Source organism: Fervidobacterium gondwanense DSM 13020 (assembly GCF_900143265.1).
In the GTDB taxonomy this organism is placed as follows: Bacteria; Thermotogota; Thermotogae; order Thermotogales; family Fervidobacteriaceae; genus Fervidobacterium; species Fervidobacterium gondwanense.
In genome coordinates, this window is the sequence record NZ_FRDJ01000006.1 from 23,494 (window position 1) to 50,029 (window position 26,536).

A 26,536-nucleotide genomic window follows, 5' to 3' on the forward strand; every position below is an offset into this window, starting at 1 on the left:
GGGCGGTTTTATCCGCCCGGTTTGCTTAGTTAACTATAATCGCTTATTGTTGTTCTCCAGCTGTTCCACCTTGTGACTGTTGTTTGTAGAGGTACTCTCCTATCTTCATACTTTCTCTCTGTAAGTCATCGAAGAGCATCTTGATTTTTGCAATATCATCTCTGTTGATCGCGTCTCTAAGGTCTTTGATAATCTCCTCAAGTCTTTCCTTCGTATCAGATGGTATCTTCTCGCTGTTTTCCTTAAGGATCTTTTCTATGTGATATGCAAGGTCGTCCGCTTTGTTCTTCAATTCAACTTCTTCTCTCTTCCTCTTGTCTTGCTCTTCGTACATCTGGGCTTCTCTAATCATTTTTTCAATTTGGTCGCTGCTCAGCTGTTGTCTTCCTGTGACAACCATGGACTGCTCCTTACCTGTACCGAGGTCTTTTGCAGACACGTGGACAATTCCATCACTGTCTATATCAAACGTAACCTCAATTTGTGGTACTCCTCTTGGTGCCGGTGGAATTCCGACGAGCTGGAAGCTTCCAAGGAATATGTTATCCCTTGCCATTGCGCGTTCACCCTGGTAAACCCTTACCTCAACACTTGTCTGTCCATCCTCAGCTGTTGTGAAGACCTTGCTCTTTTTGACAGGAATCGTCGTGTTCCTAGGTATAACAGGTTCTAAGAGTCCACCTTTTACTTCAACGCCAAGCGTCAACGGTGTAACGTCAACAAGCACAACGTCTTTGTCTTTTGCACCTTCTGTACCGCCAAGAATTGCCGCTTGAATTGCCGCACCTATCGCGACGGCTTCGTCTGGGTTCACGTTCTTGTTTGGATCTTTTCCAAATATGTCCTTGATGAACTTCTGGACCATCGGTACCCTTGTCATACCACCGACGAGGATTATTTCGTCTATGTCCTGCGGTGAAAGTTTTGCATCGCTTAATGCTCTTTCAATCGGTTCTCTTGTCTTTTCAACAAGGTCTCTTGTAAGTGATTCGAACATAGCTCTTGTAAGCCTTATTTCAAGGTGAAGTGGACCTTCCGCTGTTGCAGTAATGTACGGCAAGCTTATGTCCGTCTCAAGTTTTGAAGAAAGCTCTATCTTTGCCTTTTCAGCAGCATCTCTCAATCTTTGCAATGCTTGTTTGTCGCTTCTTAAATCTACACCGTACTGTTTCTTGAACTCATCTGCAAGATAGTCAATTATTCTCTGGTCGAAATCGTCACCGCCGAGGTGGTTGTTACCGCTTGTTGCGATAACTTGAATAATTCCGCCACCTATTTCGAGTATCGAAACGTCAAACGTTCCACCGCCAAGATCGTAGACAAGAACCTTTCTTTCGCCTTCCATTTTGTCAAGACCATAAGCAAGAGCAGCAGCAGTTGGTTCGTTGATGATTCTAAGAACTTCAAGGCCGGCTATGATACCAGCTTCTTTTGTTGCTTGTCGCTGAGCATCGTTGAAGTAAGCTGGACAAGTAATAACTGCCTTTTTAATTTCACCACCGAGGTATTCTTCTGCGTCTTTTTTGAGCTTCTTAAGTATGTACGCACTGATTTCTTGTGGAGTGTATTCTTTGTCATCGATCCTCACCTTGTAGTCAGAACCCATTTTTCTCTTTATAGACTTAATGGTTCTTTCTGAATTGAGAATAAGTTGCCTCTTTGCCGGTTCACCAACGAGTATCTCGCCACTCTTTGTAAAAGATACTATAGATGGGGTCGTCCTGTTTCCTTCTGCGTTTGAAATGACTTCTATGCTTCCATCTGGCTTCATCCAAGCAATAACTGAGTTTGTCGTTCCAAGGTCTATTCCAACAACATACTCCTTCTTCGCCATATCTATCCACCTCCATATATAATTATTTTTTATATCGCGCACCGTTCATATTTTAGCAGATTAGCACTCAATTGTCAAGAGTGATAATTATGAAATTATAAAAATGCCCGAAGTCTTGAAAGCTTCGGGCATTTGAGATTTAAGGATTTTAATGGATTAATTGGAATTTAAATATTGTAATGTGATTGTATATCTCGTTTGGTCTCAACACAGTTGATGGAAAGTTCTCGTGGTTTGGCGAGTCCGGGAAGTGTTGGGTTTCAAGACAAAATCCTGTATGTTTATCGTATATGCTACCTCTTTTACCCCACCATCCAAGCAAATAGTTCCCAGTGTAAAATTGTAGTCCAGGCTGCGTTGTGTATACTTCCACGAGTACCTTTGATTCCGGGCTAAATACACTTGCTGCGTGTTTTAACACCTTATCGTCTTTCTCAGATAGTACATAGTTTATGTCAAATCCATTAATGCCTTGCTTTTCAAGTTTTAATATGGCATCACCAATTACAGTTTCATTTCTCAAATCGTACCCTGTTCCTTCAACTGATTTGATTTCTCCAGTCGGTATTAGGTTCTCATTCGCAGGTGTAAACTTCTCAGCATATATCTGTACTTGGTGGTTATAAATCTTCCCTTTCCCAGAAAGATTGAAGTACGTGTGCTGCGTGAGATTGATGATAGTCGGTTTATCAGTCTTTGCAGTGTATTCTATCCTCCATTCGTTATCATTCGTCAGCGTGTATACAACTGTCGCTTCAAGATTTCCTGGATATCCTTCTTCTCCATCGTGGCTTGCGTATTTTAAGATCAATTTCGGACCTTCGGGTGTAATTTCCGTAGTTGCGTTCCACACTTTCTTATCAAAACCTTTCCATCCTCCATGCAATGCATTGGACCTTTTACCACCGCCATCATTAAGCGCGAGTTGATATTGCACGCTATCGATAACAAACCTGCCATTCGCTATTCTGTTTGCGTATCTCCCAATAATTGCGCCCAAGTAACCGGGATTTTTCTCGTATTCTTCCAAAGTGTCATACCCAAGTACCACATCTACAAACTGCCCATCTCCGATCGGTATCCACAACTCCCTTACAATTCCGCCATAATTCAGTACGTTCATAATCATGCTGTTTCTGTTTATTAGGATGTATTCGTATACAGGTATTCCCTCTTTTGTGTAACCAAAGAATTCTTTTTGAATACTACCGTAGTCTAACAATTTGCTCCAACTCCTTTCCTTTTGTCATTCTCACATATTCAAGAACTCATCGACCGCCTCTTCTATAACTCTAAGCGAGGACTTCCAAAATTCTTTCTTTGTTATGTCTATTCCGACAGTCGCTGCAACTTCTTCCGCTGTTCCTTTTCCTGTCGAAGAAAGCAATTTCTTGTACGTTTCGAAGAATCCTTCATCGTTTCTTTTTGCATAAATGCCAAGCCCGAAGAGCATGCCGAATGTATACGGGAAATTGTAGAAATGGAACGTCGGCGAATAATAATGCGGTTTTACAAGCCACATGTATGGGTGCTGGACATTCTCATCGAGTCCTTCTCCGTAGGCTTTTTTTTGAGCATTTGCCATTATCTGTTTAAGCTCATCAACGCTTAGAGGTCCTGAAACTCTCTTTTCGAAAACTGCCTTTTCGAATAGGAATCTGCTGTAGATGTCGATAATTATCTGAACAGCATCGGAAAGTTCTTTGTCTAACAAGGCAAGTTTTTCCTCAATTTTTGATCCCTCTTTTATCTTGTTGAGCAATAGTGTCTCATTGAAAATCGATGCTGTCTCCGCCAATGTAGCCGGAGTAGTGCTGTTAAGCGGTGTTTCATCTTTCAAGCAATAATTGTGGAATGCATGTCCAAGCTCGTGAGCTAATGTTAACACATTATCGAGCGTTCCATCAAAACTCATGAGAATCCTCGATTCTTTAAGCGCTTTTACAGAAGAACAGAACGCACCACCACGTTTGCCCGGCCTTGTTTCTGCATCTATCCACTTTCGTTCAAATGCTTGGTCTATGAATTCGCCAAGTTCTTTTGAAAATTCAGACAATTTTTCGACGATAAACGTTCTTGCTTCTTCGAACGACCAAGTTTTTGTGTATCCACCAAGCGGTGCAAACAAATCGTACCAAGGCAAACCTTTTGAGCCGTCCGAATGTCCTAATATTTGAGCCTTCTTTTGCAGGTATTTTCTCAGTTTGGGCATACTTTCTTTCACAGCTTCCATCATTGCGTCGAATGTTTCTTGTGAAATTCTGTTCTCAAAAAGCATTGGTTCAAGCGGAGAAGAGTAACCTCTGAGCTTGACTTCGGTCAAAAATTCTCCTTTTATGCTGTTGAGACATTGAGCTATGACCGACGCAACACTTTCGCAAGCTTTCAGCTCTGATTCATATGCCTTTTTCCTGACCTCCTGGGATTTATCGTATGCTAAGTTCCTTATTCTCATGAGTGGGAGCTTTTTCCTTTCACCGTTGAGCTCTATGTCACAAAGTAAATTTGAAGTCGTTTTTTCGTATAAGTTATTCCACGCATTGCCTCCTGTAAGCCTCATAAGGCTGATGATTTTTTCTTCATTTTCAGATAGCATGTACTTTGAAAGTAACTTTTGCTCCCTGATAAAAAATTTATGTGACTTTACAATTTCGGACTTCGAGCTACCGATGTTCGATATGTCCAAATCTTTTAGGAACTTTCTCAGTTTTGTACGAGCGAGCGACAGGTCAACGAATTTGCTCCTGATAACATCGAGATACTTTGCAGCCATTTCGTTGTTCGCATCAGCGCTGAGCGTCAAACTCGCAAAGTTGTAAAGCTTCCCAGCCAAGAGAGATAGCTCATTCAAATTTGAAATTACGTATTCAAGTTTTTCCTCTGCGTTTTCAACCGTCTGAAAATTCTCGTCCATCCAGGATAGAAACGCCTTAACTTCATTTTCAAGTCTCGCTATGTCTGCTTTGAATTCTTCTGATTCAAACGAAGAATAGATGTTTGACAAATCCCACTTCATTTGCTCACACCCCTTTTTTAATTAATCATAAACTAATGTGGATATTTATATTATAGCACGTTGGTGGTATAATTGATTCGCATCGCTATCTTTCCATAAGTGATTTTAGAGTTCTGTCAGGGGGTGTTAAATATGGTTACAACGAAGAAGATTATAGATATGAAAGGTAAAGAACCAATTGTAATGATTACAGCATATGATTATCCAACGGCAAAGATTGCTTCTGAGTCGGGCGTAGAAATAATCCTCGTTGGTGATTCCCTCGGGAATGTTGTACTGGGATATGACAGTACGATACCAGTTACGATGGAAGATATGCTTTTTCATATCAAGGCAGTTAGAAGAGGGGCACCAGACGCGTTTATAGTCGGCGACATGCCGTTTTTATCGTACGAGGTTAGCATTGAGAAGGCTGTCGAAAATGCCGGTCTGATGCTTAAAGCTGGTGCAAACGCGATTAAGTTAGAAGGTGGGCAGGAATACGAAGAAACGATTAGAAAAATAATAGCTGCTGGCATACCGGTTATGGGGCATCTCGGCTTTACGCCACAGTCGGTTAATCTTTTAGGCGGGCACAGGGTGCAAGGAAAAACTCAAGAGAGCAAGGAAAAGCTGCTTAGAGATGCTAAAGCACTCGAATCAGCCGGGTGTTTTGCTATCGTGCTTGAACTTGTTGTGGAAAGTGTCGCAAAGGAAATAACCGAGAGTATTAATATACCTACCATAGGCATAGGTGCTGGACGTTATTGCGATGGACAGGTGCTCGTCTTCCATGACGTTGTTGGATTGAGCACGGCGAATTTTAAATTTGTCAAAAAGTACGCAAATACTTACGAAATAATGGCCGAGGCTGTTAAGAATTATAAGAACGAAGTGAAGTCAAGAACCTTTCCAACTCAGGAGAATGTTTTTGAGTGATGAAAAAAGTCCCCAAGACTGGGGACTTTTTGTTATTCCTACGTGGTCAACCTTTTATGAATTCATTCCACACAGTGACAAAGAATATTGCAACAGGTACGGCAAAGAAAGTTCCTACAAGTCCGTACGTCAGGCCTATGACAAATATAAATATTATCATCAACACAGGATTTATATCAGCCTTGTATTTCATTATAAATATGAAAAACAAAAACGCACCAAGATGGACGAGCGCAACAATGATGTTGACGATGATAAAATCTTTAAGCCCAAGCGCGAGCGTGACGATAATCACTGGTATCCATTCTATTACAACACCAACTATCGGTATCAAATTAGTTATGAATCCCCAAAATGCAAGTAAAACTTTATACTGCGGAAGATATGCCGAGAACAGTACGTAAAAACTCACAGAAACAATGACTGCACCAAGTAGAAGAATATCAACATAGCTTTGTAAAGATGTTCCCAGCTTTTTTAGAAAATCTTCCACAATGGGTCTTACCTTCTTTGGAAATAACCCAGGAAGTGAGCTGGTTGTCCATCTTGTATAAATCGTTATGTATATTGTAAACAGTATGCTGTAAAAAAGTATCACAAGGAAATTTGGTATTTTCTTTGCAAATTCTAAAAGGTAGTTATTGAAAACTTCGCTAATCTGCGGACTTGCCCAATCGGCGATTTTTCCTATTATTTCAGATAACTGAGGATTGTCTTTTAGATACTCTTGCCAGTATTTTGAATCAAGGATGTTTCTCATGAACTCGTAAAATGGCCCAACTTGTTTCACTACAACAGGTATTATGTTAACAAAGGCGTATATTAGTACGCCGAAATATACTGCCAAAGAAATAATGACTGCAAAAGCATGAGGAATCTTAATTCTGACAAGGTTTTTGTATATATAATTGACAACCAATATGGAAATCAACGAGAACACGAAGACGTATAATAGCGTCTTCGAGATCATAAATGCGATGAAAAAGGCAACTGCGTAAATGATTATGTACAACAAAGCCTGTTGCTTAATGCTCAATTTCACTCATCATACCTCCAATATGAATCTCAAAGTATTTTCTAATCTCTTCTATATCAGAAGTTATTCCAAGTACCAACATTAATTTAATCCTTGCTTTCTGCGATAGCGGATGTTCACTGAGTATAGCACCCTTCCTGCGAAGATCCGCTCCTCCACCGGCATACCCATATATCGGATAAACCCTTCCTTTAAAACACCTCGAAGTTATAACAACCGGGACCCCTGATTTTACTATCTCCTCAACAGCTTGTGCAGCTTCTGGCGGAACGTTTCCTCTTCCAAATCCTTCAAGAACTATCCCTTTGTATCCCATATTGTGTACTGCACGCAAAATAGCTCCGTCATCACCCGTAAACGCCTTTACCACCGCAACTCTTTCTTCTATTTTGTCAGTAATTATCTTCTCCCTCGTAAGTGACTTTCGAAAGTATATAACGTTATTTTCATCGACAACGCCCAGCGGTCCGTAGCCTGGCGAGTCAAAGGTTGCCACATTACTGGTATAAGTCTTAGTAACTTCTCTTGCAGCGTGAATCTCGTCGTTTAAACATACTACAACTCCCATCCCGTAGCTGCTGTCTGAAGACGCTACAAGCACTGAAGAAAGTACATTCCTTGGACCATCTGTACTTAACTCGCTGATATTTCTCATCGATGCAGTTAGAACAACAGGTTTCTCTGTTCTTAAAATTAAATCGAGAAAGTACGCGGTTTCTTCGAGCGTATCTGTGCCGTGCGTAATAACTGCACCATCATAATCATCCTTTTCAAGAAATTCATCAATCTTTTTGGCAAGCTCTAACATCAGCCTTGGTGTCATCTGAGGACTTGGGATATTCGAAAATTCGTACAGCTCCACGTCAGCTATTTCATGTAATTCTGGAATATCCGTCACAAGTGCGTTTCCCTTGTCAAAAGGAACAACTGTTCTTCCTTTCTTAACCATAGCTATCGTTCCGCCCGTACTTATGATAATTATCCGCTTTTTATCCATCCCACTCTCTCCTTTTCGCAGATTAATACCAATATCTCTTTTTTCTGACCCTGAATCCAACCAAGACACCATAAATGAAACCACCTGCGTGTGCCCAATAAGCTACTCCTGTACCCGTGATGTCCGCATACATGCCGTTAAGTATCTGCATAATGAACCACAGGAATAAGTAAATAACAGCTGGAATCTCAACAAGAAAAGGCAGAATGAAAAACACAAGCGAAACTATGCGTGAATAATAAAACAACACAAGGTAAGCACCCATAACGGCGGATATAGCACCTGAAGCACCAACCAATGGGTAAGGAGAGAATGGATTAAAAATTATATGGAAAAATAGCGCAAATATGCCACCCGTTATGTAAAAGAGAAAAAATTTGAAATGCCCCATCGCGTCTTCAACGTTGTCTCCAAAGATCTTCAAAAACCAAAGATTTCCAATTATGTGAGCCCACCCTCCATGAATAAACATGTGTGTGAAGAGAGCCAATATGGGAAAAGAATAGAACATTTTTTCAGGCACAAAACCAAAGTTGTAGAAAAACGCGTTTAGAAGTTCTTCGTCCCAAAAAAGCGTTAATTCATACAGAAACACCAAGATGTTTGTAAATATTATTATATAATTAACCACAGGACGTTTCAGGCTTGGGATCGTGTCATATAATGGGAACATTGAATCACCACCTTATTTTTTAAAAAGAGCGTACTGGAGGATTCCAATCCACTCATAAAAAACTTGACTGAACGTATAGAAACCGCCATGATTCGGGACATAGTCAAGATAAACGTTGCGAAAGTCGATAGGATAATCAGCCTGAACGTGGTAAATTTTACTAAAAAACTTACCAAAAGACAAAAGAGATCGCCTCATGTGTGTTGTACTCGTCACAAGCGTTATAGGGACACTGCCTACCAACTCATACGTGTATTTTGCATTTTCGTATGTATTTCGAGCTCTTTCTTCGACTATTATATTTTCTTCTGGAACCCCAAAGCTAACGAGAACATCTCTCATAACCGAAGCTTCTGGTATACCTTTCGTCACAACTCCTCCGGTAACAATTATTCTCCTTGGGTTTTTCAAGTACAACTGATATGCTCTATAAAGGCGCCTGAGTGTATGCTTACCAATTTCTCTTTCACTGTTATATATATCAATTCCGCCACCTAACACTACTATATATCGGCCGTTATCGTCAGTATCGGGAATATACAGAGTTTTGCTAACCAGATACGCAAACCAGTTCGATGAAGCAATATAGAAAACAAAAGACAACGCCAAGAAAATTCGCCAAGCTTTGTTGCGCTTTTTATATAGAATGAAGCTCAAAACCAAGAAAAGTAGAACGATTATTCCGGGAAAAACGACAAATGATGAGATGATTTTTAGCAAAGCAAACATATATTATCCTCCGTTATTCTCCGCTTGCTAATTCTTGCTAATGTGGTTTTTCCAAACCCTAAGTTCCAGAAGTGTTTCTAATGTACTTTTGAAGTGCAACTTCGTCGATAACTATTCTCTCTTTTCTATCATTTTCAATCATTTGTGATCTGATATATCTTTCTTTAAGTTTTTCAAAGCTCCTTCGTTCTGTTCTCTTTTCCAAATACATTTGCAGGGTCTTCTCTTCAAGAAGTCTCAATTCAGATAGTTTCAATCTCAAGTTTCCAATGTGTTCATTGTACATCTTTATTAGGTATATGAAAAAAGCAACTTGCGTGCCGGTTTGAGTACCGGTACGAAGTTGCATTTCTATCTGTTTTTTAGAATTTTCAACGTTATCAATTTCTTCTTCAACTTTTCTAATCTCGGTTCTGATTCTGCTCAGTTCACTCTTCAATGATTCCTCTTCTTTTGCTCTTAAATATAAGAGTTTCTCAAGTCTGAAAGCCAAATTTCAATCCTCCAAAATTGAATTTACTTGCCGGATAAGAAAGCAGACAGAAGCTCGACAAGTATTTGGAGAACTTTCTTGCTTGTTTCTGAAAATCTTTGCCCTTCAAAATTATCGAGTGAGATTATTATAACTTTCTTATCTCCCACTCTCACGCTTCCGACAAGCGGTATAAAGTTTGGAGTTGTGACTCCTGCTCTTTCCCACATTTCCCGTTGCTTGCTTTCAAGATTGAGACGGTAAGCGTCGAGTAACTCAACAACCTTGTTTTCTCCGATATTTGGTCCGTAATTATCATCTGATGCTTTGTTTAGGACGTTCTTGACTTCATCATCGTAGTTGTGCACAGCAACGCACTTGTATGTATCCTTTTCCAAAAGCCAAATGGATGCTTTCTGTGTTTCTGGCACAAGCTTCACAAGGTCATCTAAGATTCTTTCAAGGTACTCTTCAAGTGTATTCGATTCGTTCCAGAGACTAATAATTCTAATTATCGAGTCAAACTTCTCTATTATATCTTTGTACATCCTTTGATTTTCTATAACTTTCATAGCTGCAAGCACCTGTGAGGCGAGGAACGAAGATAGTGCCTTTGCAAGGCTTAAATAATGCTCTGGTACATGGACAACAAACTTAAAATTCTCTATCGGGATTACTTGGTAGTTCTGCTTTTCGTGAGTAAATGTCTTTACCTCGTCGATTTGCTTTACCTTTTCAATTAGTTTATAGTCTTCAGAACCTATCAAGTATTCGTTGTCTTTCAAAAGCACAACTGCTGTATGTGGATACTCGGCATGAAATTTCCTCGAAAAAGTCGTGACGAACTTATCCAAATCACCCTCAGCTTCACCAAGCGATTCAAGGATTTTTTGCTCAACGAAGGACAAGAGTTTGTACAAAGTTCTTTCAAGAATTTTTTCCGTAATATCATACATCAATCCTGCAACGCCGTAACCACCGGTTCCCAATCTTATTGGCATTCTTTGGATGTTGTAATGTCTCCCAGCGATCATGAGTTCGTGAGATTGATTTCTTCTATTCTTCATAACCTTCTTATCTATTTCATCTATTTCTTCGACTCCAAGTATTTCCGATTCTTTCTCACCGACAACTTTCTCTTCCGGCAATCCTAAAACGTTTTCAAGTTCCTTATTAATCCACAGATACCTTCCCTTATTGTCTTTTATGAACGCTGGTGTAGGTAGTTTTTCGAAAAATTGCTGCAAAAAGTATAAGTACCTCATGCTGTTACCTCCTCTATCTTCACTTGAATAATTTTTGATATGCCGTCAACCATGGTCACTCCGTGTACTATATCTCCAGCCTCCATTATCAATTTGTTGTGGGTGATTACTATAAATTGTGAGTTCTGCTGTTCGAGTAGTCTTCTGAACTTCTCTGAATTGTAGTCATCGAGAGGTGCGTCTACTTCATCCAAAACGTAGAAAACACCTTTGTTAGATTCAAGCATCGCCATTATTAATGCAATTCCAACAAGTGCTTTCTCACCGCCCGAAAGCAACTGCAATCTCTGAACCTTCTTTCCCATTTTAGATATATTTATCTCTATGCCTGCTTCGAATATATTAACATCATCTGTAAGACGCATGCTACCTGTTCCACCGTAGAAGAGCCCTTCGATATATCCTTTGAATGCCTTGTTGATTTGATTAAATGTCGCTAAGAACTGTTCTCTTGCTTGTATATCAGTTTGCTCTATCAGCTCTTCAAGTTTTTTCTTCGCATCTTCTAAGTCAAGTTTTTGCTTCATTAGTTCGTTATACTCTTCTTCAACCGCTTTGTACTCATCTATTGCTGATAAATCAACCGCACCAAGCATCCTAATTTTGTTTTCTAAATCTCTCATCTGTTCACCGAGTTCGTCGATCTTTTCAGGATCGAGTTCAATCGGCTCTCTGTACTCTTCTGGAATATTAGATATTCTAAACCTTATTTCTTGGAGTCTCAAGTCAGTCTCGTGGATTCGTTCTTTTGTTGTTTCTATCTCTGCCTTTACCTTTCTTATTTCTTCCTCGAGGTATTGCAGCTGTTGCAGTTTCTCTTCCTTTCCGCTCTTCCTCTCTTTTATGCCTGTAAAAATGTCCTGTGCAGTTGCTTTTAGACTTTCGAGCTCTCTCTCGTTTTCAATCAAGAACTGCTTTGTGTTGTTTATCTCTTCTTCGAGCCTTGCAATAATGTTCTTTGCTTCGCTACTTTCTTGAGCTATCTCTTCAAGCCTCTTGTTCGCTCGTTCATTCTCTGCAGTGTACTGTAATTTTCTTTCGTAGAGGTTCTTCACTTCAGCCCTGTACGTTGCGATGCTTTCATTCAACGCTTCAAGCTGTTTCCTACGCTCTTCAAGCTCTTTTGAGAATTCACTAACGCTACTTTGAAGTTCTTTCCGTTTCTCTTCCAGCGATTTTGTTTCTACTTCAAGATTCTCTATTCTCGCGACATTGCCCTCGTACTTTGCATTGTATTCAGCTTCGAGTTTGGTCAACTCAGAAAGTTCATTAGAAACGTCTTTTAGAGCTTTCTGTATTTCCTCGAGAACCCTCCTTGAAGATAAAGATTTGCTCGAAACACTTGCCAGCTCTTCTCTTATAAGGTTTATGTTGTCCTGAATTTGTTTCATCTCGTTGGAAATATCTTCTATATCACTTTCGAGATGAGTCTTTTCTTTTGTCATATTCTCTAATTCTTCCTGCAAAGTTTTAAGCCTGACTTTTCTAGCGATGAGGGAATTTGAGTAATCTTCTTTAGACTTGCCACCGCTCATCGAGCCTCTGCCAGATATTAATTCGCCATCTAAGGTTACGATTCTGGAGCGCAAGTTATATTTTCTCTTTATACTTATGGCCGAGTCTATGTCTTTAACTATTATATCGTTTCCAAACAAATAATATGGAAGGGTCTCGTATCTACGAGAAACATTTACAAGCTTTGCAGCGTATCCGACAAATCCGGGCTCATTTTCAACTCCGGCAATCGGGCTGAAAGAAGTGTCAATGAGGTCGAGGGGTATAAAAGTGGCGCGTCCGTACTCTCCAGCTTTCAAAAATTCAATAATCCTCTTACCGTCTTCGGCTGTTTCAACAACCACATGTTGGACAGCCCCACCTAAGAGTGTTTCGTAAGCTGTCGATAATGACTTTTCGAAGTCTATTAAATTAGTAACAACGTCAATTAGGCCTGCAAAGATATCTTTGTTCTCAAAAATCTTTCTAATAGCAAACCCAAAGCCATGGTACTCCGAAATCTGTTTGTTTACAACCTCTATTTCTGCCTTAATTTCTTTCTCATGTCTTAATATTGCATCGAGAGTTTTCATTTTTCTCTCTTTATCTGAGCTTAATTCTTCCAACTTAGCCTTCGCTATCTCAAGCTCTTTTACCAATTCGTTTTCTTTTTCAGTTATCTCAAGCAAATGATTTTCCAGATCTTTGATTTCTTCTTCCAGCTCAATCTTTCTTGTTTCCTTAGTAGTTCTTTGGTTATGAATCATCTCAAGTCTGTGCGAGATATCTTGGTTGTTTTCTTTTAACCTTATAATCTCGTTGTGTATTTTAGAAAGCGATTTGTCTACTTCCTCATATTCCTGTTTTTTCTTCAGTATCTCTCGTTCTTGTTCTGAGTACTGAGTGTATATCTGCGACTTTTCTGCTTCGAGTTTTTCCAATTCTTCCTCTTTTTTTGCGAGTTCTTCAGATATCTTCGAAACGATTAGCTTTATCTCTTCATATCTATTCTTTATAGATTCCGACTCGTTACTCAGCATGTCGAGCCTTGTAGTTGTTTCTATGTACTTGCTCTCAAGCTCGTTAAGTTTCTTTGTGAATTTTTCCCTTATTTCTCTGAGTTGGTCTTCACGCATTTTGAATTCTTCGAGAGTCTTTGTATAGCTCTCCATCTCAACGTCTATTTGGTTGAATTCTTCTCTAAGAGTAGACCAATTTATCTCGAGCTGAGCAACGTGTCTGAGTTTCTCTTTGAGAGAAATATTCAGTTCGTTATAATAACTTTCCATATCCGCAAGTCTTTGAGACTCTACTTTGAAAACAGCTCCGAAGTACTGTTTTTTGATTTTCTGAAGTTCTTCTGAATACTCTACATACCTTTCCGCTCTTTTAGCTTTCAAGTAGAGAGATTTTCTATTCTTATCTACTTCGAAGAGGACATCACTTATTCGACTAAGATTTATCTGTGTAGCATCGAGTTTGACTAAGGCTTCTTTCTTCTTCTCTCTGTATATCCCAATACCTGCGATCTCTTCTATCATCATCCGCAAGCTTTCAGGCGTAGCTGATACTATCTTGTCTATTTGACCTTGACCTATTATCGAATAAGGATTCTTACCGTAACCATGCGACATCAACAGTTCCCTGATGTCTTTGAGCCTTGCATCATCACCATTAAGAAGATATCTGCTCGTACCATCTCTTGATAATTCCCTGCCTATGCTTATCTTATTTCCTTGATCATCGAATACAAGCTCGACATACGCATATTGAGCTGGTGGTCTTCTCTCATTTCCCCAGAAGACAACATCATCGCGCTCTTGTGCGCGAATTTCTTTCATTGATTGCTCACCAAGTACCCATCTAATTGCATCAACAACATTGGATTTTCCCGATCCATTGGGTCCAACTACAACCGTAACTTTATCTGAAATATCCAGTTTTACGGGATCTGCAAATGACTTAAAACCTTTAATAAAGATCTCTTTGAGGACCACCAACCATCCTCCCTATACAAAAAGAATAATAAATCTCAAAAATTTCTAATACTATCCTTTTGCCAATTCCTTTCTTATAGTCTGTGAAATTTCATATATATCTCCTGCACCAACGAACATATAAACGCTGTTGCTATCAAATCTGATCTCTTTTAGTTGTTCCAATTTTTCTACAAATACAGCCTTCGGGATTCCTTCGACTATTTTTCTTGCACTTACGCCATTCTTGCTTTCGAATGCTCCATAAACTTCTGTTATGTATATCTCGTCAGCATCTTTCAAAACATCTCTAAATCTTTCAGCCTCTCTTTTTAATCGAGTGTAGCGATGGGGTTGGAAAACAACTACTATTTTTCTGTCGGGATAAATCTCTTTTGCGGTTTTCAATATGACTTCGAGTTCATCCGCCGTATGTGCGTAATCATCAACAAGCGTTAGGTTACGGCTCTTATCGTCATAGCTTACATTGAATCTTCTTCCGGGTAATGAAAAATCTCTGAAAGATGATAAAACATCGTCGATGTTGTACCCTATGCTTGAAAGTAACGAAACCACAGCTAATGCGTTCAATGCGTTATGATATCCTGGAACAGGCAAAAACAATTTCTTCTCACCCCATGGTGTTAAGAGCGTGATTATTTGTCCAAAGCCATCTTGTTTACGCTCGACCATTTTGAAGTCACCAGAGTATACACCGTAACTGACATTTCCTGAAAACTTCTTTTCGTCTGCAAACGTCACAACGAATTTTGAATTTTTTATAAGTGTTTCAAATGAAGCATAATAGTGCTCTAAATTCTTGTAATTCTCAAGATGGTCTTCTCTGATATTTGTTATTATCAAATACTCCGGCTTGAATAATTCAAATCCCGGTTGGCTTTCATCCAGTTCGTAAACAGCTATCTCTTTCCCTTTCCTATAATTGCCGTGTTCGAGCTTTTGGTGCAACGCTCCAAGAAAGACATATGGGTCAGCCCCGAGGTTCATTAGGCTGTTTGCCAACATCGAGGTTGTTGTAGATTTTCCATCTGTCCCAGTAACAGCGAACCCTTTGTAAGGCTCTAAAATCCTTCTAAAGTGATCTATTCGCATTGTTATTTTAATATTATTTTCAACTGCATGAAGATACTCAGGATTTTCTTTCGATATAGCCGGTGTTACGACTATTTCATCCATGCCTTCGACGTTTGATTCTTCGTGTTTGTCGTACACCTTAATTCCCAAATGTTTCAAATAAACCGTTCTCTCTGAACTGTACGGGTCACTGCCTGATACTGATTTTCCGTTAAAGTGTTCATGCATGGCTTGAGCACTCATTCCAATGCCACCAACGCCTACGAAATGAATTCTGTAAACATCCTTTGATTTTTCAAAATTTTCAAGCTTTTTAGTCGAGTCAAATTTCTCACCCATCTGCTATACCTCCAGGTCATAGTTTTATCTCAATAATATTAAATAATATTACGTTCTGTGAATTTTACAAGTCTAAATCTTTTTCTATCATCTGAACAATTTTCTTCGATGGATTTTCACGTTCTTCAAACTTTCTACCTTTCTCGAGCATTTTCCTCACCAGTCCAACTATCTTCTCAGGTGTGTATTCCCCTTCACGCACCATCGTACCGAGTCCTTCTTTTTCGACAATCTTGGCATTGATTACCTGATGAGATTCGGTTGCACCTTCCCAAGGTACAACAATTGCAGGGACGTTGAAATGAATGAGCTCTGAAATAGTCGTTGCCCCTGCACGTGTTATTGCCAAATCAACACTTCGCCAGTAAGCGTACATGTTTTCAATATAATCTCTCAATTCAACATTCTGCGGAACAACACCATCTAATTTCTTTCCGCCAGTCGATAAAATAAAATTAACGCTCGGTAGTAATCGCGCAACTTCGATCGTTACACGATTTAAGAACTCACTACCACCACTACCACCTATCACTAAAACCGTCGGATGACGAATTTCTGCAACGCCTTCCTTAGTCCAGACCGGATTTCCCGTCACAGCTATCTTGCTCTTTGCACTTTCAGGAAAGTGCTGTACGCTCTCCTCGAAAGCCGCAAAGACTCTTTTAGCAAAATTGGAGATAACCTTATTCGCTCTTCCTGGAATCGTATTTTGCTCTTGCACATATACAGGCAATCCGAGTTTTTTTCCTGAAAGTGCCACTGGATAGCTGACATATCCACCGGAGACGTAGATAAAATCAGGTTTGAATTCTCTGAGTTCTCTTCTTATACGAATTCCGTTTGCTCTCAATTTGAAAAATCTAAACACGTTCTCTGGATGAATTATTGGGCGCCTTAATCCTTTGACAGAGATACTTACTCGTCTGTATTCAGGATGAACCTTAGGAAGCAACCGCTCTTCAATTTTTCCTTCAACACAAAAGTACAAAACTTCTGAATCGTACTTCTTGGCGAGTTCTTCAAGCACCGCGAGATTAGGATAAAGATGACCACCTGTCACGCCACCTGCTACCGCGACTTTCAATTTGCCTCTGCTCATATTACCTTTCATTCTCTCCCGTCTCGTAAGATTTTCTATTTAGCAAGCCGGATAATATTATACCAAAACCTGTAAGAAGTGCCATCATCGAACTTCCACCAGTACTTATGAATGGTAGCGGAATCCCAGTTACAGGAAAAACACCAGCAAAAACACCGAGGTTAATCGATACGTGAAACAAGATCACAGTTGCATAAGACCAAGTGAACGTTCTAAGTGCGATATCATCTATATAACCTGCAATCCTCATCAACGAATAGCTTAAAAGCAAGTAGGCAACACTGACAAGCAAGATTCCAAAAAACCCAAAGTCTTCTCCGATAACAGCGAGGACAAAGTCACTCTCAGCCTCAGGAACATAGACTTTAAGCCAACTGTTCCCGATGCCCCAACCTGTTGCCCCAGAATTCTTTATCGTTCTCAATGCAATGTCAACTTGCGGAGCAACTTCACCGCTGAAAAAGTACCTCAACCTTCCAAGTTGATAAGAATGGAGAAACCCACCAATAGTGGCAACGATAAAGAGAGCAATTACAATAAAAAGTAGTATCAAAAAATACTGAAATTTAGTTCCTCCATAGTATAGTGTAATTGCGGCGATCATGAAAGTGAAAAGCGCTGTACTTAAGTTTGGTTCGATCAAAATTAAGACAGCGTAAACTCCTCCTAAAAGTAGCGGGAAAAGAAAGCCGCGCTTAAATTCTTCCATTCTCCCCTTGTTATTTTTTGCATAGATTGAAAGGTAAAGGATTAGTATTATCTTCGCAAACTCAGAGGATTGCAGTGTAAATCCACCAATTCTTATCCACCTATGCGCCCCGTTGATAGACGGGAATAAAAAAACTAAAATTAACAAACCTATACCTATGAAATAGAACAATGTCGCGTTCTTTTCATAAAAACTGAAAGGTATGTTCATCGCGGCAATCATCATTACCAAACTTAAGACAAGCATGATAACGTGCTTTTGGAAAAAGCTACTCGACGTACCAAGCACTTGCTCTCTGGCAATATCTAAACTGTACATAGCGATTGCACCAAGTACAAAAAGGATCAGGTATGCGATTATCGTAACAGCAATTTCTCTCCTCACTTGAAGTACTCCTCCCAGATATTGAGCATTGTCACAAAAAAGAGATTACTGAAGTCCATACCTTTTTCTGAAAGTTTCACCCCATCAAAGAAATCAAACCTTCGCTTCAAAATATCAATAATCTCAGATATATCTATGTGAGTTTTCTCTTTAAGTCGGTTAACATCAACTCCCCATTTTGTTCGGAGTGACATGAAGAGTGTCTCCAACGCCTCCCTTTCAGGAGTATTCAACACTTCATAAACTCTCGGTAATCTTTTCTCGGATATAGCAATAAAATAATCACTTAGAGATTCGTAATTATTGTACCTAATAAATCCAATATGCCCACCAGCAGCAACACCTAAACCGATGTAGTCTGCATTGAACCAGTATTTCAAATTATGCAAACAATACTTTCCGTTTAGAGCAAAATTAGATATTTCATACCTTTCATATCCCAAATTTTTAACTGCATCTAAGAACATTTCATATCTTTGAAACGTCTGTTCATCCGGCCTTTTCAAGATTTGATTGCCATTCTCACCGTGCACTTCAAGCATGTAAATAGATATATGATCTGGTTGAAAGTCATTAATAAATCTCACATTCTCTTGGATGCTTTTCCAACTTTCACCAGGTAAGCCAACTATAAAATCGACATTGATGTTATCAAAATATCTTCGCGCCAAATCAAACTTTCGCAAGAATGTTTCGAAATCATATAATCTACCCGACTTCTTTAAAACTATATCATCCGCACTTTGCAATCCCATGCTCAATCTGTTTATGCCGAGGGCTCTATACCCTTTCGCAAGTTCTTCGCTCAACGAATCAGGATTAACCTCTATTGTAAACTCTTCTAAACTTAGGTACTTTGAAAGTTTTTCGAATATCATTGCTATATTCCTCAAAGGAAAAATACTCGGAGTGCCACCGCCAATGTATATGGTGGAAATGCCAGTCGAAAGGTATTCACTGTACATGTCAATTTCTTTTAAGAGATACTCTGTGTACTCTTCGTAGTTCTTATCAACAAAACTCACGAAATCACAATAGATACATCTACTTTTGCAAAACGGAATGTGAATGTAAACCCCTAAACCATTCGGAACTCTCTCTAACAAGATATCTTCACACAATTTACCCAACTCCGTAAAAAATATCTGTTTTCAGTCGGAAAATTTAAACCTAAAGTAAGCAACATTATTTTGAATTATTAAATCTCCTGAGACAGGCGAGAGGAACCTCATCCATATCCCATACTTTATACTCTCTGAAGACGGGACATATGTACCGTACGCAGCAAAGAAAAATCTAAAATCTTGAAAGTCTATGAATATCCTACCACCTAATATTCCTACAGGCCTACCTTCTTCAAAATCCCAACCGAGATTAGCTGTTACACCCTGCTCAAGTGATTTATCAGCGAAGACATAAAATCCAAGTGAATGTATACTGCCAAGCTGGACATAACTCAACTGGAGTGAGTCTATCCCTGCAAACCCCCTTCTGATATTTATGCTCGGTTGATTTATACCCATTTTGCTAAGTGAAAAACCTTCGTAATTGAGTGAAAATGGACCAATTGTACCTTCACCAAAAGGAATACTTGGTAGCGAGAACCAGGTCTTTGAATACTCGGTTTGAATGACTTGGTTTTGTGAGATATAATAAGTCCTCTCAAAACCTGTACTCGGTATTGAATAATTTTCATATCCTAAAGTAAGTGCTACACCATATGTCTGACCAACAAAGGTAAGCAGGTCAAAATAACTTTTGTCCACTGTTCTTTTCGCAGTTATAAATCCAAGTTTATAACTCTCGGTTCGAATATTTTCATCATGCAATCTCAAACCAACAGCCAATTTCGAATCTTCGTAGACCAAAGAAAGGTTCCACAAGTTGAAAGAAACAGAACTATACAAACCACTTACCCATGGTTGCAAACTTTTAATGAATCTCTCTCCGTAAAAAAGTTCGCCATCATCTGAGAAACCAATTGTCGACACCAAGACGAAGAGTACTATAACAATTGTAATCTTAAAACTCGAATGTATAGGAGTTTTTTTCGACACTCTATACGGTTTGAAATCCATACTTTCCCCCCTTAAAAAGCTGAAAATTATCCTCTCAAAAGTTTATTAAGAACATCGTTAACGGTCTTTGGATTTGCCTTCCCTTTCAGTTCTTTCATAACTTGTCCCACAAAGAACCCGAAAAGACCTTCCTTGCCAGCTTTGAACGTTTCCACTTGTTGTGGATAGCTTTCGATCACTTTCTTTGCTACCTCTTCTATCAACGATGAGTCATCAACCTGCTTAAGCCCCTTTTCCTCGACTATTTGCCTTGGCAACTTGCCAGACAATGCAGATTCTTGGAAGACTTCTTTTGCCATATTTCTTGATATTGTTCCGTTTTCTACGAGTTCTATAATTTCTACGAATGTATCACTTGTCACACTAAGTCTTTCTTGTCCGTATTCTCCGTAAAGTCTGAAGAGCTCCGTTAAAAACCAATTAGCTACTTCTTTCGGTTTATTCACTTTTCTCACAACTTCTTCATAGAAGTCGGCTATCTGTTTATCTTCAACAAGAACCCACGCTTCTTTTTCGCTCAGTTTATATTCAATGACAAATCTGTCCAATCTCTGGTCTGGTAATTCTTCCAAGTTATTTTTCACATTCTCTATATAATTTTGAGTTAAAATAATTGGTGGTATATCAGGTTCTGGAAAATATCTATAGTCGTGCGCTTCTTCTTTACTTCGCATACTGACAGTTGTTTTCGTACTAAGATTCCAACCTCTCGTTTCCTTTTCAACTTCCAAACCTTTTTCCATTAAATCTATGATTCTTTCATACTCGTACTGCAACGCCTTTTCAACAAACTTAAAAGAATTCATGTTCTTAACTTCAACTTTATTACTTTGCTTACCTGTGAGAGTGTCAATCACAGAGATATTCGCATCGCATCGCATAGCACCTTTCTCCATATCTCCCGTGCTTACATTTATATACCTCACGATGCTTCTAAGTTTTTCCATAAAAATTCTTGCTTCTTCAGGAGACTCTATGTCAGGTTCTGTAACAATCTCGGCGAGCGGAATACCACATCTATTCATATCCACAAGAGAGTGTTCTGCTTCTGTTATGCTATCACCTGCATGAAATAATTTACCGGCATCTTCTTCCAAGTGTATTCTTCTTATCCTGACTTTCTTGCCATTAACTTCCAAGTATCCATGCTCTGCAAGTGGATAAAAGAACTGTGTTATCTGATATCCTTTTGGTAAATCAGGGTAAAAGTAATTTTTTCGATCAAACCTCGAGTATGTATTTATTTTGCAGTTCAGCGCCAAGCCAAGTTTTGTGCCAAGGAGAAACATCTCCTCCGAAGGTACAGGTAACGCACCAGGTTGACCAGTACAAACTGGACATATCGATGTGTTCGGTTCAAGCTCAAACACATCTGCACTGCAGTCGCAGAACGCTTTTGTCCTTGTGTTAAGCTGTACGTGTATTTCAAGTCCGATTACTGGCTTGTATCTTTTATCCATCACACCTTCCTCCTTCAATTAAAACAGTTGATTAAAACATATCATTTAATATTTCTCTCTATTTCATCGGCTATGCCAAGCACGAGTGCATCAGAGAATCTTGGTCCCATGATCTGAATGCCAACTGGAAGATTCTGCGACTTACCAAAAGGTACGCTGATAGCTGGCAGTCCAGCAAGATTTGCCGGAATTGTGAATATATCCATCAAGTAATACACGAGCGGATCACTGACCGAGCCAACTTCAAACGCGGTTATTGGCGATGTCGGAGTTACTATGAAGTCGTAATTTTCAAATACCTCTGATAACTTTTTTGATATCTTTCTTCTTACTTTCTGTGCCTTTTCGAAATAAGCATCGTAGTAAGCTGAGCTCAAAGTAAACGTTCCGATAAGTATCCTTCTCTTCACTTCTTCACCAAAGCCGTATCCTCTCGTCTTTTCATACATTTCGCGAAGGCCTTCTGCGGAAATTCTATATCCATACTTCACACCATCGAACCTCGACAAATTAGAACTCACTTCAGCAGGAGCGATTATGTAGTACGTTGCGACGGAATACTTTATCTCATCTATATCTACAAGCTCAACTTCATGACCAAGCGACTCAACAAATTTTGCGAATTCATCAACTCTCTGTTTGATACCATCATCAACACCTTCACCGAAGGACTGTTTTGCAATAGCAAATCGTTTCTTTGGCATTTTCTTACCTATGAACTGAGTGAAGTCTATATTGCGCTCCACTGTCGTTGAATCCATTTCATCTTTTCCTGCTATTATATTCATGACTATGGCACTGTCTTCAACATTTTTTGTAATAGGACCTATCTGATCAAGTGACGAAGCGAAAGCAACTAAACCGTACCTTGAAACTAATCCATACGATGGTTTAAATCCGACAACACCACAAAATGCTGCGGGCTGTCTTATAGAACCACCGGTATCACTGCCGAGCGCAACGACAACCTCACCAGATGCAACGGCCGCGGCGGATCCACCACTGCTTCCACCCGCTACCCTGCTCTTATCGTGAGGGTTTCTCGTGGGACCAAAAGCAGAATACTCCGTACTTGCTCCCATTGCAAATTCATCAAGGTTAGTTTTTCCAACAATCGAAAAATTCATTGATTTAAGCTTCTTAACTACAGTCGCGTCGTAAGGAGCGATGTAATCTTTCAAAATCTTTGAAGCGCAAGTCGTTCCAAGACCTTTTACATTTATATTATCTTTTATGCCTATCGGTATGCCGGGTTTGGCGTCTTTATTCACACTTATGAAGGCATTTAGAACACTATCTTCCTTTTCTATAACCTCTAAAGAAGTCTTTACAAGATATTCTCCATAACCTTGCTCAACTAATTTCGAAGCTTCACTTATAGTAATTTTTTCGAATTCTACAGTACCGAACAGCAAATTAAACACCTCCAAAGCAATCCAGAAATTTCGATATTAAAATTAAAGCGCACTCTGGATGAAATTATACCACACATTCAGCAAAATGTACTTATATATGTTAAAATAATAACGGTAATCCAAGACTTAGTAATTGGGAGGTGCAATAATGATTTTTGAAAAGAATAGTTCGAAATATTATTTTCACTACCCATTCCCAGTCGCTATCATCGGTGTCATTTCGGAAGGAAGTGTGAATTTCATGTCTGCTGCGTGGCACACTCAAATATCCTTTGATCCTCCACTGTATGGGGTACTGATATCACCAAAGAGATACACAAATCAACTGATTCAAAAATCGAAGATGTTCTCAGTCAACTTCTTAAAGTACGAAGATTACAAAATAGCTGGATATGTCGGAAGAACTTCCGGAAAGGAAATAGACAAAGTAAAACTTTTCAACTTAAAATATTCACGGGGTAATGTTTTAGAAGTTCCATTACTTGAGAATGCAATTGCGTGCTATGAGTGTAAAGTGGTTGACGAACGCACTTACGGTGACCACATTTTATACGTCGGAGAAATTCTTGGTGTGCACTATGATGAAAATTTTTACAAGGAGAATCTTTCAAGAGAACTGTTGCTCTACCATGGCAACGATAGATACACATTCGCAGTAACGGACAGTGTAAAATTTGGAAAAGATGAAGTTTTGGAAGAGTTAAAAAAATCTAATTTTTGAAAAAAGTGATATAATTTTGATATAATTTTATCTAGGACGTGTATGGGAGGTGGAAAGTATGAAAATTTTCCTTGATACTGCAAACATCGACGAGATAAGACAAGGCGTTGAGTGGGGGATAGTTGATGGTGTTACCACAAATCCAACACTCATAGCAAAGGAAGGTGCGGACTTCGAGAAACGAATCAAAGAGATCTGTGAACTCGTACAAGGACCGGTTTCGGCAGAAGTAATCTCTTTGGATTGGAAAGAGATGGTCGAGGAGGCAAGAAAACTCGCCTCAATAGATGAATATGTGGTTGTTAAGATTCCAATGACGCCAGATGGTATAAGAGCAGTAAAAGTGCTCTCGGCAGAAGGCATAAAAACAAACGTCACGCTCGTATTCAGTGCCAACCAAGCGCTTCTTGCAGCCAAAGCTGGTGCAACGTTTGTCAGCCCGTTCATTGGGAGAATAGACGATAATGGAAATGACGGATTAAGATTGCTTGAAGAAATAATGCAGATATACACAAATTATGGATTCGAGACAGAAGTCATAGCGGCAAGTGTACGCCATCCTATGCACGTTGTTGAGACAGCGATGATTGGAGTAGACATCGCAACGATACCTTTCGATGTTTTGAAAAAGATGTTTTTACATCCACTTACAGATGTCGGAATCAAAAGATTTCTTCAGGATTGGGAGGCATATAAAGCCAACAAGAAGTGAAAATACGGACAGGGAGGAAAATAGATGTATAGGACACATACTTGCGGTGAATTAAGAGCATCTGACGAAGGTAAACGTGTAGTATTGGCTGGATGGATCGAAAGGATTAGAGACCTCGGTGGTGTAAAATTCATAGTACTGAGGGACAGATACGGTAGAACACAGATAGTTGTAAATCCGGATTCTCCAGCTTACGAGACTGTTACTCAACTCTCACGAGAAGACGTGATTAACATCGAGGGGGTTGTTAGAAAAAGACCACCTAATGCGGTTACATCTGAACTAACCGGTGAGATAGAGGTTCTTGCAGAGAAATTAAACATACTCTCAAAATCTGATCTCCCTCCATTCTATCCGGGCGATGATGTTTCCGAAGAAATGCGTCTGAAATACAGATACCTCGATTTAAGGACTCAGCGCATGACAAATAACATTATTACGAGGCACAAACTCGCCTTCGCAGCAAGAAGATATCTTTCGGAAAACAACTTCCTTGAAATAGAAACACCGTACCTTACAAAAAGCACACCGGAAGGCGCTCGTGACTTCTTAGTACCATCTCGCCTTAAAAAAGGTAGCTTCTACGCGCTTCCGCAAAGTCCACAGCTTATGAAGCAGATACTAATGGTCTCGGGAATGGATAGATACTTCCAGATAGTGAGATGCTTCCGTGACGAAGACTTAAGAGCAGACAGACAACCCGAATTCACTCAAATAGACATCGAAATGTCTTTTGTTCATATGGAAGACGTATTGCAGCTGGCAGAAGAACTCATAAGATCAATGTACGCGGAAGTTGGAATAAAACTACCAGAAAAATTCGACAGGATAAGTTACGAAGAAGCGATGGAAAAGTACGGTTCAGACAAGCCAGACAGAAGATACGGCATGGAACTCCAAGATTTGACTCAATTTTTCAAAAGTTCAGAATTCAAAATAATCCAAGACGTCCTATCGAAAGGTGGTTCGGTCAAGGGATTTAAAGCTCGTATACCGATGAGTAGGAAAATAGCAGATGAGTATTCCGAATTTGTCAAGAATTTCGGACTTGGTGGTGTGCTCTGGTTTAGGCTTGAAAATGGTCAAATCGCATCGACAACAGTTAAATATCTTGAAAAAGAGTACACAGAGATCTCGAAAGCGTATTCAATGGAAGAAGGAGACGTATTCATATTGGCAGCACATGATAATAGAGAAAGGCTTAGCGAGGCGCTCGGAGCCTTGAGACTCAAAATCGGAAGAGAACATGTGAAAGTCGAAGGTTTCGATGCACTGTGGGTAATCGACTTCCCGTTCCTCGAATGGAGTGAAGAAGAAAATAGATTCGTCGCGAGACACCACCCATTCACAATGCCGTATGAAGAAGACATAAACAGCGGTGTGGAACTCTCAAAAGTCAGAGCTCACGCATACGACATGGTAATTAACGGCTTTGAAGTCGGTGGCGGGAGTATAAGGATACACTCAAGAGAACTCCAAGAAAAAGTTTTTGATATAATAGGACTGACAAAGGAAGAGGCACAAGAGAAATTCGGCTTCTTCTTAGATGCTCTTAGATACGGTGTACCACCTCATGGCGGTATAGCATTTGGTTTAGATAGACTTGCTGCCATTGCGGTTGGTGCGGATAATATAAGAGAAGTTATCGCATTCCCAAAAACATCGAGCGGAACGTGTCTACTTACAAACGCGCCGTCAAAAGTTTATCCATCGCAGCTTGAAGAGCTCGGTATCACTCTGAAAGAGTAAGTATTTTTGAGATAACAAATCAGGAGGTGTGGTTATGGCTATTAAATTTGACAAGAAGGAACAGGCTGACAAGCTAATTGTTATTATTCATGGCGAAATTGATGCATACCATTCTGGAGAAGTGAAGAAATTTCTTAAAGATGTCATCACTGAGTCCAAAACTAACAAAATAGTGCTCGACATGTCAGAAGTAAATTACATTGACAGCGCTGGTTTGGGCAGCCTGGTTGCACTTTACAAAGATGCGCGAATGGCTGAAAAGGAGTTAGTCCTCGCGTCGTTAAAACAAACCGTAATGCGTATATTTGAAATGACAAGGCTTGATAGAGTATTTAAGATAGTTCAGACAGTCGAGGAGGCTTGAT

Annotated in this window: 22 protein-coding genes; 5 read left to right on the forward strand and 17 right to left on the reverse strand. The window is 39.5% G+C overall.

Annotation, left to right across the window (positions count from 1 at the left end; all coding sequences use genetic code 11):
* Positions 1 to 43 precede the first annotated feature (43 nt).
* From dnaK to BUA11_RS06190, 3 genes are all read right to left on the reverse strand, one after another.
* Complete coding sequence (dnaK, locus tag BUA11_RS06180) at positions 44 to 1,834, reverse strand: molecular chaperone DnaK (protein ID WP_072759515.1); 1,791 nt, start codon at positions 1,832 to 1,834, stop codon at positions 44 to 46.
* 148 nt (positions 1,835 to 1,982) lie between these two features.
* Positions 1,983 to 3,056 carry an aldose epimerase family protein gene (locus BUA11_RS06185; protein ID WP_072759516.1) on the reverse strand — a complete coding sequence of 358 codons (1,074 nt, stop codon included), beginning with the start codon at positions 3,054 to 3,056 and terminating at the stop codon, positions 1,983 to 1,985.
* 30 nt (positions 3,057 to 3,086) lie between these two features.
* Positions 3,087 to 4,850 carry a M3 family oligoendopeptidase gene (locus tag BUA11_RS06190; protein WP_072759517.1) on the reverse strand — a complete coding sequence of 588 codons (1,764 nt, stop codon included), beginning with the start codon at positions 4,848 to 4,850 and terminating at the stop codon, positions 3,087 to 3,089.
* 132 nt (positions 4,851 to 4,982) lie between these two features.
* Here BUA11_RS06190 and panB point away from each other — a divergent pair, with 132 nt between their 5' ends.
* Positions 4,983 to 5,768: a 3-methyl-2-oxobutanoate hydroxymethyltransferase gene (panB, locus tag BUA11_RS06195; RefSeq protein WP_072759518.1), complete on the forward strand. Its 786-nt coding sequence runs from the start codon at positions 4,983 to 4,985 to the stop codon at positions 5,766 to 5,768.
* Between the two features lie 46 nt (positions 5,769 to 5,814).
* On the opposite strand, the gene BUA11_RS06200 is transcribed toward panB, so the two are convergent.
* The 14 genes from BUA11_RS06200 to gatA form a co-directional block, all read right to left on the reverse strand.
* Positions 5,815 to 6,810 (reverse strand): AI-2E family transporter, encoded by a 996-nt coding sequence (locus BUA11_RS06200; protein WP_072759519.1) that lies wholly within the window; start codon positions 6,808 to 6,810, stop codon positions 5,815 to 5,817.
* Entirely contained in the window at positions 6,794 to 7,801 is a 1,008-nt protein-coding gene (locus tag BUA11_RS06205) for an asparaginase (protein WP_072759688.1), read from the reverse strand. The genes BUA11_RS06200 and BUA11_RS06205 overlap by 17 nt, the downstream gene beginning before the upstream one ends.
* A 22-nt stretch (positions 7,802 to 7,823) precedes the next feature.
* On the reverse strand, positions 7,824 to 8,474 hold the full coding sequence (locus tag BUA11_RS06210; protein WP_072759520.1) for a rhomboid family intramembrane serine protease: 651 nt from the start codon (positions 8,472 to 8,474) through the stop codon (positions 7,824 to 7,826).
* Positions 8,475 to 8,486: 12 nt separating this feature from the next.
* Positions 8,487 to 9,203, reverse strand: a complete 717-nt coding sequence (locus BUA11_RS06215) for a YdcF family protein (protein WP_072759521.1) — start codon at positions 9,201 to 9,203, stop codon at positions 8,487 to 8,489.
* Positions 9,204 to 9,261: 58 nt separating this feature from the next.
* On the reverse strand, positions 9,262 to 9,696 hold the full coding sequence (fliJ, locus tag BUA11_RS06220) for a flagellar export protein FliJ (protein ID WP_072759522.1): 435 nt from the start codon (positions 9,694 to 9,696) through the stop codon (positions 9,262 to 9,264).
* 23 nt (positions 9,697 to 9,719) lie between these two features.
* Entirely contained in the window at positions 9,720 to 10,940 is a 1,221-nt protein-coding gene (locus tag BUA11_RS06225) for a PAS domain-containing protein (protein ID WP_072759523.1), read from the reverse strand.
* On the reverse strand, positions 10,937 to 14,431 hold the full coding sequence (gene smc / locus BUA11_RS06230; protein ID WP_072759525.1) for a chromosome segregation protein SMC: 3,495 nt from the start codon (positions 14,429 to 14,431) through the stop codon (positions 10,937 to 10,939). The genes BUA11_RS06225 and smc overlap by 4 nt, the downstream gene beginning before the upstream one ends.
* A gap of 51 nt (positions 14,432 to 14,482) precedes the next feature.
* Positions 14,483 to 15,844 (reverse strand): UDP-N-acetylmuramate--L-alanine ligase, encoded by a 1,362-nt coding sequence (murC, locus tag BUA11_RS06235; RefSeq protein ID WP_072759527.1) that lies wholly within the window; start codon positions 15,842 to 15,844, stop codon positions 14,483 to 14,485.
* A 64-nt stretch (positions 15,845 to 15,908) separates the two neighbouring features.
* Positions 15,909 to 16,943 (reverse strand): UDP-N-acetylglucosamine--N-acetylmuramyl-(pentapeptide) pyrophosphoryl-undecaprenol N-acetylglucosamine transferase, encoded by a 1,035-nt coding sequence (locus BUA11_RS06240; protein ID WP_072759692.1) that lies wholly within the window; start codon positions 16,941 to 16,943, stop codon positions 15,909 to 15,911.
* A gap of 1 nt (position 16,944) precedes the next feature.
* Complete coding sequence (locus BUA11_RS06245; RefSeq protein WP_072759529.1) at positions 16,945 to 18,036, reverse strand: FtsW/RodA/SpoVE family cell cycle protein; 1,092 nt, start codon at positions 18,034 to 18,036, stop codon at positions 16,945 to 16,947.
* Positions 18,033 to 19,157, reverse strand: a complete 1,125-nt coding sequence (gene hemW / locus BUA11_RS06250) for a radical SAM family heme chaperone HemW (protein ID WP_245789582.1) — start codon at positions 19,155 to 19,157, stop codon at positions 18,033 to 18,035. The genes BUA11_RS06245 and hemW overlap by 4 nt, the downstream gene beginning before the upstream one ends.
* A gap of 30 nt (positions 19,158 to 19,187) precedes the next feature.
* Positions 19,188 to 20,114 (reverse strand): hypothetical protein, encoded by a 927-nt coding sequence (locus tag BUA11_RS06255; protein WP_072759532.1) that lies wholly within the window; start codon positions 20,112 to 20,114, stop codon positions 19,188 to 19,190.
* Between the two features lie 26 nt (positions 20,115 to 20,140).
* Positions 20,141 to 21,574, reverse strand: coding sequence for an Asp-tRNA(Asn)/Glu-tRNA(Gln) amidotransferase subunit GatB (gatB, locus tag BUA11_RS06260; protein WP_072759543.1), 1,434 nt, complete (start codon positions 21,572 to 21,574; stop codon positions 20,141 to 20,143).
* A 41-nt stretch (positions 21,575 to 21,615) separates the two neighbouring features.
* Positions 21,616 to 22,989, reverse strand: coding sequence for an Asp-tRNA(Asn)/Glu-tRNA(Gln) amidotransferase subunit GatA (gene gatA, locus BUA11_RS06265; protein ID WP_245789583.1), 1,374 nt, complete (start codon positions 22,987 to 22,989; stop codon positions 21,616 to 21,618).
* A 148-nt stretch (positions 22,990 to 23,137) separates the two neighbouring features.
* Here gatA and BUA11_RS06270 point away from each other — a divergent pair, with 148 nt between their 5' ends.
* From BUA11_RS06270 to BUA11_RS06285, 4 genes are read left to right on the forward strand one after another with little or no spacing between them, the layout of a single operon-like run.
* On the forward strand, positions 23,138 to 23,710 hold the full coding sequence (locus BUA11_RS06270; RefSeq protein ID WP_072759545.1) for a flavin reductase family protein: 573 nt from the start codon (positions 23,138 to 23,140) through the stop codon (positions 23,708 to 23,710).
* Between the two features lie 58 nt (positions 23,711 to 23,768).
* On the forward strand, positions 23,769 to 24,422 hold the full coding sequence (gene fsa, locus BUA11_RS06275) for a fructose-6-phosphate aldolase (RefSeq protein WP_072759547.1): 654 nt from the start codon (positions 23,769 to 23,771) through the stop codon (positions 24,420 to 24,422).
* 24 nt (positions 24,423 to 24,446) lie between these two features.
* Complete coding sequence (gene aspS / locus BUA11_RS06280) at positions 24,447 to 26,171, forward strand: aspartate--tRNA ligase (protein WP_072759549.1); 1,725 nt, start codon at positions 24,447 to 24,449, stop codon at positions 26,169 to 26,171.
* Positions 26,172 to 26,205: 34 nt separating this feature from the next.
* Positions 26,206 to 26,535 (forward strand): STAS domain-containing protein, encoded by a 330-nt coding sequence (locus BUA11_RS06285; RefSeq protein ID WP_072759551.1) that lies wholly within the window; start codon positions 26,206 to 26,208, stop codon positions 26,533 to 26,535.
* The last annotated feature ends 1 nt before the right edge of the window (position 26,536 follow it).

Excerpts from the sequence above, each read along its gene's own strand:
- dnaK (WP_072759515.1), bottom strand. The coding sequence starts at position 1,834 with ATGGCGAAGAAGGAGTATGTTGTTGGAATAGACCTTGGAACGACAAAC.
- BUA11_RS06190 (WP_072759517.1), bottom strand. The coding sequence starts at position 4,850 with ATGAAGTGGGATTTGTCAAACATCTATTCTTCGTTTGAATCAGAAGAA.
- panB (WP_072759518.1), top strand. The coding sequence starts at position 4,983 with ATGGTTACAACGAAGAAGATTATAGATATGAAAGGTAAAGAACCAATT.
- BUA11_RS06205 (WP_072759688.1), bottom strand. The coding sequence starts at position 7,801 with ATGGATAAAAAGCGGATAATTATCATAAGTACGGGCGGAACGATAGCT.
- BUA11_RS06210 (WP_072759520.1), bottom strand. The coding sequence starts at position 8,474 with ATGTTCCCATTATATGACACGATCCCAAGCCTGAAACGTCCTGTGGTT.
- BUA11_RS06215 (WP_072759521.1), bottom strand. The coding sequence starts at position 9,203 with ATGTTTGCTTTGCTAAAAATCATCTCATCATTTGTCGTTTTTCCCGGA.
- BUA11_RS06225 (WP_072759523.1), bottom strand. The coding sequence starts at position 10,940 with ATGAGGTACTTATACTTTTTGCAGCAATTTTTCGAAAAACTACCTACA.
- murC (WP_072759527.1), bottom strand. The coding sequence starts at position 15,844 with ATGGGTGAGAAATTTGACTCGACTAAAAAGCTTGAAAATTTTGAAAAA.
- BUA11_RS06240 (WP_072759692.1), bottom strand. The coding sequence starts at position 16,943 with ATGAGCAGAGGCAAATTGAAAGTCGCGGTAGCAGGTGGCGTGACAGGT.
- BUA11_RS06255 (WP_072759532.1), bottom strand. The coding sequence starts at position 20,114 with ATGGATTTCAAACCGTATAGAGTGTCGAAAAAAACTCCTATACATTCG.
- gatB (WP_072759543.1), bottom strand. The coding sequence starts at position 21,574 with ATGGATAAAAGATACAAGCCAGTAATCGGACTTGAAATACACGTACAG.
- BUA11_RS06270 (WP_072759545.1), top strand. The coding sequence starts at position 23,138 with ATGATTTTTGAAAAGAATAGTTCGAAATATTATTTTCACTACCCATTC.
- fsa (WP_072759547.1), top strand. The coding sequence starts at position 23,769 with ATGAAAATTTTCCTTGATACTGCAAACATCGACGAGATAAGACAAGGC.
- aspS (WP_072759549.1), top strand. The coding sequence starts at position 24,447 with ATGTATAGGACACATACTTGCGGTGAATTAAGAGCATCTGACGAAGGT.
- BUA11_RS06285 (WP_072759551.1), top strand. The coding sequence starts at position 26,206 with ATGGCTATTAAATTTGACAAGAAGGAACAGGCTGACAAGCTAATTGTT.